At 67.1% G+C, this 12585-nt stretch carries 11 protein-coding genes; all 11 read left to right on the top strand.

From position 1 onward, the window contains the following. Entirely contained in the window at window positions 1–1197 is a 1197-nt protein-coding gene (flgJ, locus tag IMX13_RS13815) for a flagellar assembly peptidoglycan hydrolase FlgJ (RefSeq protein ID WP_111187007.1), read from the top strand. A gap of 8 nt (window positions 1198–1205) precedes the next feature. Further along, window positions 1206–3086, top strand: coding sequence for a flagellar hook-associated protein FlgK (gene flgK / locus IMX13_RS13810; RefSeq protein WP_053517907.1), 1881 nt, complete (start codon window positions 1206–1208; stop codon window positions 3084–3086). Continuing rightward, window positions 3083–4285, top strand: a complete 1203-nt coding sequence (gene flgL / locus IMX13_RS13805; protein WP_053517905.1) for a flagellar hook-associated protein FlgL — start codon at window positions 3083–3085, stop codon at window positions 4283–4285. The genes flgK and flgL overlap by 4 nt, the downstream gene beginning before the upstream one ends. Window positions 4286–4655: 370 nt before the next feature. Next, complete coding sequence (locus tag IMX13_RS13800; protein WP_053517904.1) at window positions 4656–5873, top strand: flagellin; 1218 nt, start codon at window positions 4656–4658, stop codon at window positions 5871–5873. 72 nt (window positions 5874–5945) lie between these two features. Further along, window positions 5946–7178: a flagellin gene (locus IMX13_RS13795; protein WP_065176170.1), complete on the top strand. Its 1233-nt coding sequence runs from the start codon at window positions 5946–5948 to the stop codon at window positions 7176–7178. An 86-nt stretch (window positions 7179–7264) separates the two neighbouring features. Next, window positions 7265–8443: a flagellin gene (locus IMX13_RS13790; RefSeq protein WP_065176169.1), complete on the top strand. Its 1179-nt coding sequence runs from the start codon at window positions 7265–7267 to the stop codon at window positions 8441–8443. Between the two features lie 436 nt (window positions 8444–8879). After that, window positions 8880–10295 (top strand): flagellar filament capping protein FliD, encoded by a 1416-nt coding sequence (gene fliD / locus IMX13_RS13785; RefSeq protein ID WP_053519585.1) that lies wholly within the window; start codon window positions 8880–8882, stop codon window positions 10293–10295. A 130-nt stretch (window positions 10296–10425) separates the two neighbouring features. Next, a complete protein-coding gene (fliS, locus tag IMX13_RS13780) occupies window positions 10426–10842 on the top strand; it encodes a flagellar export chaperone FliS (protein WP_053519586.1) in 417 nt (138 codons plus the stop codon). After that, complete coding sequence (locus tag IMX13_RS13775) at window positions 10839–11132, top strand: hypothetical protein (protein ID WP_193396550.1); 294 nt, start codon at window positions 10839–10841, stop codon at window positions 11130–11132. The genes fliS and IMX13_RS13775 overlap by 4 nt, the downstream gene beginning before the upstream one ends. Next, window positions 11129–11707: a PilZ domain-containing protein gene (locus IMX13_RS13770; RefSeq protein ID WP_111186090.1), complete on the top strand. Its 579-nt coding sequence runs from the start codon at window positions 11129–11131 to the stop codon at window positions 11705–11707. Before IMX13_RS13775 ends, IMX13_RS13770 begins: the two co-directional genes overlap by 4 nt. Window positions 11708–11798: 91 nt before the next feature. Continuing rightward, entirely contained in the window at window positions 11799–12431 is a 633-nt protein-coding gene (locus IMX13_RS13765) for a response regulator transcription factor (RefSeq protein ID WP_053519589.1), read from the top strand. The last annotated feature ends 154 nt before the right edge of the window (window positions 12432–12585 follow it).

Raw genomic sequence — 12585 nt, 5'->3', positions numbered from 1 at the left:
ATGCGCATCACCCCCGCCTTCGAGCTGAATCCGGCGCAGCAGAACGACCCGGCCAGGATCGACAAGGTCGCGCGGCAGCTGGAAGGCCAGTTCGCGCAGATGCTGGTCAAGAGCATGCGCGATGCCAGTTTCGGCGACTCGCTCTTTCCCGGTGAGAACAAGATGTTCCGGGAGATGTACGACCAGAAGATCGCCGAGGCGATGACCCGTGGCAAGGGACTCGGGCTGTCGGCCATGATCACCCGCCAGCTGTCCGGAGCGACCGCCGAAGGACCGGCGCTGGATACCGGCATCGGCGCTGCGAAGGCCAGCCGGGCCTATCAGCTCAACGCGCCCCCCAAGGCGGCGCCGTCGCTGCCGCTGGAGGACGCCGGCCAGGCCGTACGCATGCTGCAGCAGATGGCCGCAGGTGCACAGCAGGATGCATCGGCCGCCATCGCGCCGATGGAACAGGCCCTGGACCTGATCGCCGGCCGCGAAAGCAGCAGCGTGCACCGGTCGCTGGGCACCGATGATCCGTACATCGCCGGGCTTGACGGCCCCGACTGGGCAGCCCGCAACGACCAGTGGGCCGCCACTGCCAGCAACCGTGGCAGCGGCACTACGACCGATGCGCTGGCGACCCGCACCGCGGTAGCCCAGCTGGGTGCGCATACCCCGGAAGGCTTCGTCGCCAGCATCTGGCAGCACGCGCAGAGCGCAGCCAGGGAGCTGGGCGTGGACGCCCGCGCGCTGGTTGCGCAGGCCGCACTGGAAACCGGCTGGGGCAAGCGCCAGATCAAGCACGCCGATGGCAGCACCTCGCACAACCTGTTCGGCATCAAGGCCAATGGCTGGAACGGACAGCGTGCGGTGGCCGGCACCCATGAGTACGTCGATGGCGTGCGCCGCAATGAAACCGCAAGCTTCCGTGCCTACACCTCGCCGGCCGAGAGCTTCGCCGACTACGTGCGCCTGCTGAAGACCAGCCCGCGCTACCAGCAGGCCCTGCAGGCCGGCACCGATGTGCAGGGCTTCGCCCGGGGCCTGCAGCGGGCCGGCTATGCCACCGATCCGCGCTACGCCGCCAAGATCGCCGCGATCGCCGGCGGCCCGACCATCGAGCGTGCCGTCGCCGCCGTGACCGATGCCGGCAGTCGCCTTGGCCAGACCTTCGCCAGCACCGCAACAGCGGCGCTGGGTATCACCCGTCGTTGAGGAACCCCATGTCCAGCGTACTTTCCACCGGTACCGGTGCCCTGCTCGCCTTCCAGCGCGCCCTGGCAACCACCAGCCACAATGTGGCCAACCTCAACACGCCGGGCTACAGCCGGCAGAAGGTCAATTTCGCCACGGCCGATCCGCAGAACTTCGGCTACGGCACGGTGGGCAACGGCACGCGCATCACCGACATCCGGCGCACTGCCGACCAGCTGGCGATCTCGCGCCTGCTCGACAGCAGCGGTGAGCTGGCACGCCTGAAGCAGTTGTCCGGCATGGCCGACCGAGTCAACGCGCTGTTCTCCGACGCCGCCACCAACGTCGCAGGCGTCTGGTCCAGCTTCTTCGATTCGGTCAGCGGCCTGTCTTCCAATGCCTCCGGCACGGCCGACCGGCAGAGCATGCTGGACGGTGGCAAGGCCCTGGCCAACCGTTTCGTGCAGCTCAATACCCATCTGAACAACCTCAACAGCGAGGTCAACAACGGCCTGCTCGCCGGAGCGACCGAGGTCAACCGGCTGGCGCAGGAAATCGCCCAGATCAACGGCGCCATCGGCACCAACATCGCCAGCGCGGCGCCGGACCTGCTCGATCGCCGCGACCAGCTGATCTCGCAGCTGATCGGCTATACCGGTGGCACCGCGGTGATCCAGGACGGCGGCGTGATGAACGTCTACACCGCCGGCGGCAACGCACTGGTGGTCGGCACCACCGCCACCCGGGTCACCACCGTGGCCGATCCGTACCAGCCCGAGCGCCTGCAGCTGGCACTGGAAACGCAGGGCAACACCATCACCCTGGATCCCAAGGCCGTCGGCGGCCAGATCGGTGGGCTGATGGAGTTCCGCGACACCGTGCTGACCCCGGCGCAGGCGGAGCTGGGCAAGCTGGCGATCGGCCTGGCCGACAGCTTCAACCAGGTCCACCACCAAGGCGTGGATCTCTACGGCCAGCTCGGCGGTGACTTCTTCAACATCGGCACGCCGCGGGTGACGGCCAACAGTGGCAACAGCGGGACGGCCAGCATCAGTGCCAGCTTCGGCGATCTCGGCAAGCTGGACGCGCAGAACGTCGTCCTGCAGTTCGATGGCACGCAGTGGAAGGCGAGCCGCGCCGACACCGGCGCCAGCATTCCGTTGACCGGCACCGGCACCGCCGCCGATCCGCTGGTGATCAACGGCGTCGAGCTGGTGGTCGGCGGCACGCCGGCAATCAACGACCGCTTCCTGCTGCAGCCCACTGCCGGCGTGGCCGGCAGCCTGGAGATCGCCATCACCGATCCCTCGCGCATCGCAGCCGCGGCTGCCGTGAAGGGCGCCGCCGCCACCGCCAATACCGGTACGGGCAAGCTCAGCGGCGTCTCCGTGACCGATGCCGGCCATGCTGACCTGCGCAATCCTGCGGCGATCGTCTTCACCTCCGCCACCACCTACACCATCGATGGTGGCCCACCGCAGACCTACACCCCGGGCCAGACCATCAGCGCCAACGGTTGGAGTTTCGTTCTCGACGGTGCACCACGCACCGGCGACACCTTCAACATCACCCCGACCCCGGCCGGCTCTTCGGACAACAGCAACGCGGCAAGGCTGGCCAAGGTGGAGAGCGCCAAGGCGTTCAGCAGCGGCACCGTCACCCTGAACGGCGCACTGGGCGGGCTGACCACCCAGGTCGGCGCGGCAGCGCGCTCGGCCGAGTACTCGCTTGAAGCGCAGCTGGTGATCAACGAGAAGGCCCAGGACGCGCGCGACGAAATCTCCGGCGTCAACCTGGATGAGGAGGCGGCGAACATGCTCCGCCTGCAGCAGGCCTACCAGGCCGCCTCGCAGCTGATTTCCACTGCCGACAACATGTTCCAGACCATCCTGGGAGCCGTCCGCCGATGAGCAGCCGCATCTCCACCGGAATGATGTTCAACCAGTCGGTGACGCTGATGCTGGCCAAGCAGGCCAAGCTCAATCACCTGGAGCAGCAGATCGCCACCGGCAGCAAGATCGTCAGCGCCAAGGACGATCCCGTGGCCGCGGGCACCGCCGTGGGCCTGGACCGCAGCCTGGCGGCACTCGAGCGCATGGGCCTCAACGCCGGCAACGTGCAGAACCGGCTCGGCGTGCAGGAGAACACACTGGCCCAGGTCAACGATCTGATGGGCCGCGTCAGCGATCTGACGCTGCAGGCCAGCAATCCGGCGCTGAGCGCCGCGGACAAGAAGACCCTGATCACCGAGCTGAACCAGATCCGCGACGGCCTGCTGTCGCTGGCCAACAGCAGCGACGGTACCGGCCGCTATGTATTCGGCGGCACCCATGACGGCGATCCGCCGTTCGCCAAGATCGACGGCAAGGTGGTCTATCGCGGCGACCAGACCCAGCGCCAGGTGGAAGTGGGGCCGGACACCTACGTGCTCGACGCCCTGCCCGGCAGCGAGATCTTCATGCGCATTCCGACCGGCGATGGCTTCGTCGACGGCAGCGCCGCCGCAGGCAACACCGGCAAGGGCGTGCTGACCAACATCACCCGCGACGGCAGCGACAGCTGGAACGGCCAGGCCTTCAGCGTGCGCTTCACCGCCAGCGACCAGTACGAGGTGCTGGACGCAACGGGCAACGTGACCAGTACCGGCTCCCTGAAGCCCGGCGACGAACTGGAAGTGAACGGCGTGCGCCTGCAGATCACCGGCGCTGCCGAGCCCGGCGATACCTTCAACGTGCAGCCGGCCGGCAGCCGCGACATCTTCGCGACGATGGACAAGCTGATCGCCGCACTCGACGCCGATACCGGCAGCACCGCGCAGCTGGCGGCCCAGCAGAACCAGCTGCAGAGTGCATTGCGCGACGTCGGCCGCGCGTCCGAGCGGATGATCGATTCGCGTGCTGCCGGCGGATCGCAGCTCAAGGCGCTGGACAATGCAGCGGACATGCGCGAAGCCAACAGCGTGACGTTGAAGACCACCCTGTCACAGATGCGCGACCTGGACTACGCCGATGCCCTGAGCCAGTACCAGTTGCAGAGCACCGCGCTGCAGGCTGCACAGACGATCTTCTCGCAGATGCAGTCGATGTCGCTGTTCAACAAGATCGGCTGATCCGTTTCCAGCACACGCCCATGAAGGCCGCGATGCCCTGCATCGCGGCCTTTTTCGTTTCCGCAGCGCGTTGCTGCTGCCTCGCCCGCGGGTGCACCGCGCGCGTTCATTCACGACCCGCGCGCCCAGGTCCGCCCCACCCGGCGCCGCCAGCGGCGCCCGCCACCCCTGCCCGCCCCCCTTCCAGGCCGGTGAAACCCCGGAAAAACAGCGTCCCGCGGGCTTTTTCCGGTTCATCGGAATTCACGCCTAAAGGTTGTTGACAAAGCGCCGTTATTCATTTGGCAACGGCGAAGCACACAGCCAAACAAAAAACAGGCGGCGCTTCGTTCCATTCACCTACGGGTTCCAAATAAGAGGAGACGACCCCATGGCACAGGTAATCAACACCAATACGATGTCGCTCAACGCTCAGCGCAACCTGAGCACCAGCGGCAACTCGCTGGCCACCACCATCCAGCGCCTCTCGTCCGGCCTGCGCATCAACAGCGCGAAGGACGACGCCGCCGGCCTGGCGATCTCGGAGCGTTTCAGCACCCAGATCCGCGGGCTGGACGTGGCCATCCGCAACGCCAACGACGGCATCTCGCTGGCCCAGGTCGCCGAAGGTTCGCTGAGCGAAGTCGGCAACAACCTGCAGCGCATCCGCGAACTGGCCGTGCAGGCCTCCAATGCCACCAACTCCAGCAGCGACCGCAAGGCCCTGCAGGCCGAAGTGACCCAGCTGGTCAGCGAAATCGACCGCGTCGCCAAGCAGAGCGACTTCAACGGCACCAAGCTGCTCGACGGCAGCTTCACCAGCCAGCTGTTCCAGGTGGGTGCCAACGCCGGCCAGGCCATCGCCATCAACAGCGTGGTCGACGCCAAGGCCAACTCGCTGGGCGCGACGACCTTCGTCAACGCTGGCAGCGCCACCCTGGATGACGCAGCCGTCGATGCCGCCGCCGGCACGCTGGCCAACATCACGGTGGGCGACGTCAGCATCGGCGACGTCACGTTCGACTACACCACCCCGCCGGGCGCGCCGGCCACCGCCGCCGAGATCGCTGCGGTGCGCAAGGTCAACCAGGACAACGCCACCAAGGCGCTGGCTGCTGCCCTGAACGGCAAGATCGGCGAAACCGGCCTGCATGCCGCGCAGTCCACCACCGCGGGCGAAGTCACCCTGACCTCGGTCAAGGCCGACAACACCGTGGCCGGTGTGACCGTGAAGATGGGGCCGACCGCCACCGCAACCGACCTGAACGCCCCCGCCGCCGGCACCGCTGCCGCCCACGTCGCCGACATCCAGATCGATACCGTCGCCGGCGCCCAGCAGGCCCTGGAGATCGTCGACAAGGCCCTGGAATCGGTCAACAGCGTCCGCGCCGACCTGGGCGCGATCCAGAACCGCTTCACCTCGGTGGTCGCCAACCTGCAGACCTCTTCCGAAAACCTGTCGGCCTCGCGCAGCCGCATCCGCGATACCGACTTCGCCAAGGAAACCGCCGAACTGACCCGCACCCAGATCCTGCAGCAGGCCGGCACGGCCATGCTGGCCCAGGCCAACCAGGTGCCGCAGAACGTGCTCAGCCTGTTGCAGCGCTGACATGAGCCGCTCCCGGGGCACGTCGGGGGCGTCTGACCCAACTCACGTGCAACCGCTCAAGGACCTCTCCTCATGGCACAAGTCATCAACACCAACACGATGTCGTTGAATGCTCAGCGTAACCTGAGCACCAGCGGCAGCTCGCTGGCCACCACCATCCAGCGCCTGTCCTCCGGTTCGCGCATCAACAGCGCCAAGGACGACGCCGCTGGCCTGGCGATCTCCGAGCGCTTCGGCACCCAGATCCGCGGCACCGATGTGGCCATCCGCAATGCCAACGACGGCATCTCGCTGGCCCAGGTCGCCGAAGGCTCGTTGACCGAGATCGGCAACAACCTGCAGCGCGTGCGCGAGCTGTCGGTGCAGGCCGCCAATGCCACCAACTCGGCCAGTGACCGCAAGGCGCTGCAGGCCGAAGTGACCCAGCTGGTCAGCGAAATCGACCGCGTCGCCAAGCAGTCCGAGTTCAACGGCACCAAGCTGCTGGACGGTTCGTTCTCCAGCCAGCTGTTCCAGGTCGGTGCCAATGCCGGCCAGGCCATCGCCATCGACAAGGTGGTCGATGCCAAGGCCGACGCGCTGGGCAATGCCGTCTTCGACGCCAACACCATCGCCATCGACGAAGGCGATAGCGTCGCAGCCGATGCGGGCAAGGAAATCACCTATTCCGGCCTGACCATCGGTGGCGGCGGCCTGACCTCGGCGATCAAGATCGCCGACGTCAAGATCACCTCCACCGGCGACGCCGCCAAGGACCAGGCTGCCCTGGCCGCGGCGACCGTGACCGCGATCAACGCCAAGATCGGTGAGACCGGCGTCTACGCCGAACTCGACGGCACCACCGCCGGCCAGATCAACCTGACCTCGGTGAAGGAAAGCGTCGACAAGGACGGCAAGTTCGTCGCCATGTCGGCCACCGCGGGCACCAGCGCCGGCGTCACCGGCTTTGACAGCGCCGCCGCCACCGCCAGCACCGGCGCATCACCGGGCAAGCTGCTGAAGGACGTCGACATCAGCACCGTGAAGGGTGCCCAGCAGGCGCTGGAAGTGGTCGACAAGGCACTGGGTTCGATCAACAACACCCGCGCCGACCTGGGTGCGATCCAGAACCGCTTCACCTCGGTGGTCGCCAACCTGCAGACCTCGACGGAGAACCTGTCCGCCTCGCGCAGCCGCATCAAGGACACCGACTTCGCCAAGGAAACCGCTGAACTGACCCGTACCCAGATCCTGCAGCAGGCCGGCACGGCCATGCTGGCCCAGGCCAACCAGGTACCGCAGGGCGTGCTCAGCCTGCTGCGCTGATCCGCACCGCGATCGACTCCCGGGCGCCGGCCACGCCGGCGCCCGGACCCTGAACCACGTACCACCTCCGCCAAAGGAAATGCACCATGGCACAAGTCATCAACACCAATACGATGTCGCTGAATGCTCAGCGCAATCTGAGCACCAGCGGCGCCTCGCTGGCCACCACCATCCAGCGCCTGTCCTCGGGCTCGCGCATCAACAGCGCCAAGGACGATGCCGCCGGCCTGGCGATCTCCGAGCGCTTCGGCACCCAGATCCGCGGCACCGACGTGGCCATCCGCAATGCCAACGACGGCATCTCGCTGGCCCAGGTCGCCGAAGGTTCGCTGACCGAGATCGGCAACAACCTGCAGCGCATCCGTGAGCTGTCGGTGCAGTCGTCCAACGCCACCAACTCGGCCAGCGACCGCAAGGCCCTGCAGGCTGAAGTGACCCAGCTGGTCAGCGAAATCGATCGCGTCGCCAAGCAGTCCGAGTTCAACGGCACCAAGCTGCTGGACGGCTCGTTCTCCAGCCAGCTGTTCCAGGTCGGTGCCAACGCCGGCCAGGCCATTGCCATCGACAAGGTGGTGGACGCCAAGACCGAATCGCTGGGCACCGCGACCTTCGCCACCGGCACTACGGCTGCCCTGGCAGCGGGCGGCGACGGCGCACGCATCACCGGTACCGTGATGGACGTGGATATCGGCACCGTCGAGATCAAGGCCGGCGCGACCACCGAAGAGGCCGCCAAGGCCGTGGCCACCGCCATCAACGCCAAGATCGGTGAAGCCGGCATCTACGCCGAAGCCAACAGCAACGGCACCCTGAAGCTGAGCTCCGTGAAGGAAGGCAAGGACGTCGTCGTTGCTGATATCGCCCTGGAGCGCAGCGACTTCGACGCCACCGCGGGCACCTGGGGCGCCAAGGGCGCTGCAGCCGCCTACACGGCGGGCACCGCCACCGATGCCAGCGTGCAGAAGCTGGATGTGAGCACCGTGCTCGGCGCCCAGCAGGCGCTGGAAGTGGTCGACAAGGCACTGGGTTCGATCAACAACACCCGCGCCGATCTGGGTGCGATCCAGAACCGCTTCACCTCGGTGGTTGCCAACCTGCAGACTTCGACGGAGAACCTGTCCGCCTCACGCAGCCGCATCAAGGACACCGACTTCGCCAAGGAAACCGCTGAACTGACCCGTACCCAGATCCTGCAGCAGGCCGGTACGGCCATGCTGGCCCAGGCCAACCAGGTACCGCAGGGCGTGCTCAGCCTGCTGCGCTGATCCACGGCAAGAAGGTACCGCTGCCGCCGGTCGAACCGGCGGCAGCGGCAACCCGACAGCCACGGCGCACGCAGGCGCGGGCCATGCCCGGCCCGGGACGCTTCCCGAACCGGCTTGGCATCGCCCGCCCCTGCGGACCTCTGTTTCAGCGCTGTACCTTTGACTGTACGCACCGGGCGGCTTCGTCTCCCCCCGATTGTCAGTAGCCTGATCCCTCCCCTGCTTTGGGGGAGGGTTTTTTGCAGACTCCCGGCAGCCTGCGTCGTCCCGACCGCACCCTGCCCTGTCACTCCTGCAACCTGCATGCCAAATCTGCCGTCCGGCACTGGCACGGCGCATGCATCAACGAAGTCCTCAAGACCCAGCGGCGCAGGCCGCTATTTTCGTTGACGACGGGCGGCCGCAGCGCGGCGCCCGGATTACCAGGAGAAACGACGTGGCAGACTTTGGATACGGTGGCATCGGCTCGGGCCTGGACATCTCCAGCATCGTCAGCCAGCTGGTCGCGGCCGACCGCAAGCCCGCCGACAATGCGCTGAACCTGCAGCAGTCCAAGACCAAGATGCAGCTGTCGTCGATCGGCACCGTCACCGCGGCCTTCGACAAGCTGAAGACCGCACTCACTGCACTGAAGGCCACCACGGCCTTCGACACCCGCACGGTCACCGCCAGCAAGGGCGGCAGCGGCGGTACCGACGAGATCCTGACGGCCAGCGTGGCGCTGTATGACGTCGGCACCACCAAGGCGGCAGCGTCCAATGGCACGCACATCATCGACGTCAAGTCGCTGGCGACCGCACACAAGCTGATCGCCGACACCTCCGTGCCCAAGACCGATACGTTCGCCGCCGGAACCTTGACGTTGACCGTCGGCGTCGGCGACAAGGCCAAGACCATGAACGTGGAGGTCGAGGAAGGCGACACGCTGACCACGATCCGCAACAAGATCGACGCCGCCGGCCGCAAGGAAGGCGTGCAGGCCACCCTGATCAGCTCCGGCGACAACCAGTACCTGTCGATCGCACAGGAAAAGACCGGCGCGGCAAACGCGATCAAGCTCGAATACGCCGGCAGCGACCCGAAGTTGGGAGCGCTGGTCGGCAGCCTGAAGCAGAACACCGCGGCCGCCGATGCCAAACTGACCATCGATGGCGTTGAAGTGGTGAGCGCCAGCAACACCGTGGCCGACGCCGTGCCGGGCCTGACCCTGAACCTGAAGAAGGAAGGACAGAGCACGGTCACGATCAGCACCGACACGGCCGCGGCGACCAAGGTGATGCAGGATTTCGTGACCGCGTACAACGCGGCCATCGCCGCCATCAACACCGAAACCAAGTACGACGCCAAGACCAAGGAAGCGGCGGCCCTCACCGGCGATGCGCAGATGCGCGGCGCCGCCAGCCAGCTGCGCTCGGTGATGTCGGGCGTGCTTAAGTCGCTGTCCGGCGATGGCCTGGACGCCAAGGCCATCGGCCTGCAGACCCGTGGCTACCCCAATGCCGATGGCAGCCTGGTGCTTGATACCACCAAGTTCGCTGCCGCGCTTGCCAGCCAGCCGGAGAAGATCCGCCAGGCGATCACCGGCGATGCCGGCGGTGCGGGCCAGCTGTACTCGCTGGTCGACGGCTACGTGAGCACGACGGTCGGCAAGGAGGGTGCGTTCGTGGCGCGCACCAAGGGCCTGAACAACACCCTGGACAGCATCGACAAGCGCCGCAAGGACCTGGACACACGCATGGTCGGTGTGGAGGCACGGTACAAGAAGCAGTTCCTCGCACTGGACAGCCTGATGGGCAAGCTGCAGCAGAGCAGTTCGGCGCTGCAGCAGCAGCTGGCGCAGTTGAACGGTTGACGGACGACGCGCGCGGCACTCAAGTTTGGTGCCGAACGCACCGATAACGGACGCAACAGCAATCATCGCGGTACTGCCGGCAGTGATCGTCACGATCCTGCTGCAGCACCCAGCGCAAGGAGAATCACGAATGTACGGTTCCAGCCGTCAGTACGCCGAGCAGTACCGCCAGGTGGGTGTGACCAGTGCGGTCACCGATGCCGATCCGCACAAGCTGGTGGCCCTGTTGCTGGCGGGCGCGCTGGAGCGCGTGCGGCGCGCGCTGGCCAGCCTCGAGCGCGGCGACCATGCCGGCAAGGGCAAGGCGATCGGCGAGGTCTGCGCCATCGTCGGCCACCTCAACGGCTCGCTGGACCATGAGGCCGGCGGCGAGATTGCCGGCAATCTTTCGTCCCTCTACGACTACGTGCTGCAGCGCCTGACCGAGGCCAACCTGCACAACGACCGCGCCGCCCTGGACGAATCGCTGCAGCTGCTGGGCGAGATCGACAGCGCCTGGAACGCAATTCCGCACGAGCAGCGCCGTACGGCAGCGGTGGCACCATGAGCCTGCAGGCACTGCATGCGCAGCTGGATGCTTTCGAGAAGGCGCTGGGTGAAGATGCCTTCGACACCGCCGACAGCCTGCTCGAAGGCCATGACAGCAAGCTGCACGCGCTGTTGAGCCAACCGCTGGCGGCCGCCGACCATGGGCCCCTGACCGCGCTGTTCGAACGCCAGCAGAGCCTGCTCACACTGCTGCGCCATCGCCGTGACGCGGTGGCCGTGCAGCTGCACGATGGACGGCGCTCCCTTCGCGCCGCGCACGCCTACCTGCAGGCAGAATCGCTGGCATGACCCTCCTGCCGACCACGTCGCTGCATCACCCGGCCGAAAGCGAGCTGTTCGACGAGACGCTCAGCTGCGAACTGGCGCTGCCGGTCGAGTTCCAGGCCGGCAATGCGGCGGGACGTACCAGCAGCGCCGAAGGCCTGCTGCGCAGTCTGGCGCTGGTCGAGGACAGCCGTGTCGATGAACACGAGGAGCGCAGCGAGGCCAGCCTTCCGCTGCAGCGACTGGAAGCCAAGCTGGATCTGGCCATGGTGCTGCTGGGCCGGCTTGTGCGCCAGCAGGGCCCGGCATTGACCCTGCGCCCGGTGCGCTGGTCCCGGCGCGGCATCCGCCTGCAGCTGGGCCCCCGCAGTGGCGCGGCCCCGGGCCAGGCCGGCGTGGTCCGCGTGCAGCCCAGCGACTGGCTGCCCGACCATATCGATCTGCCGGTGGAAGTGGTTGCCGAGGCCGCCGATGGCAGCGGAGGCCACTATCTCTGGCTGCGTTTCCATCGCCTCGGCGACGGGCTGGAAATGGCCATGGAGCGGCATCTGTTCCGCCTGCACCGTCGTCAGGTGGCCGAAGCAAGGCGGGCGCGCTGAACCCTGCCACGCCCGCCCGCAACGGACGACCCTTGGCTCGCCCGTTCAGCTAAGTTAAGGTGGACTCCCCTCCCGGACCTCCAGCGTGCCTGTGCGAGTTCTCATCGTCGACGATCACACCCTGGTCCGCGCCGGCCTGGCGCGGCTGCTGCAGGGGTTTGCCGACGTGCAGCTCGTGGCCGAGGCCAGCAACGCCGAGCAGGCGCTGCAACTGGCGCTGCAGCACGCGCCGGACGTGGTGCTGATGGATCTGTCCCTGCCCGGACGCACCGGCCTGGAAGCACTCAGCGACATCCGCATGCGCGCACCCGGCACCCGGGTGGTGATGATGACCATGCACGATGATGCCGCCCACGTGCGCGACGCACTGGATCGCGGTGCCGTCGGCTTCGTGGTCAAGGATGCCGCTCCGCAGGAACTGGAACTGGCGCTGCGCGCTGCACACGCGGGCCAGGTGTTCCTGAGCCCGCAGATCTCGGCGAAGATGCTGGCGCCGATGCTGGGCCGCGAGAAGCCCACCGGCATCGCCGCGCTGTCACCCCGCCAGCGCGAGATCCTGCGCCGCATCGGCAAAGGCGAAAGCAACAAGGAAATCGCCGCCGATCTCGGCATCAGCGTCAAGACCGTGGAAACCCACCGCGCGCGCATGATGGAATCGCTGGGGTGCCGCCGCGCCAACGACCTGCTGCTGCTCGCCGCCCGCCACCAGCACGAGCTGGAGTGACCGCGCGACCCGGATGACGGGTTCCCGTCACCCCCAACAGGCACTGACGGAATCCGGTACACGCCGGCACGACGCCCCGACCGCGTACGCAACAGTAAATCAAGGACTTGCGACCGGGGAACGTCAACATCCCGCGCCCATGTCAGGAAAACCC

It is taken from the genome of Stenotrophomonas sp. B2, assembly GCF_014947095.1.
GTDB classification, from domain to species: domain Bacteria; phylum Pseudomonadota; class Gammaproteobacteria; order Xanthomonadales; family Xanthomonadaceae; genus Stenotrophomonas; species Stenotrophomonas maltophilia_P.
The sequence above is the reverse complement of the archived record's forward strand: the minus strand, read 5'-3'. Positions and strand labels throughout refer to the sequence as shown.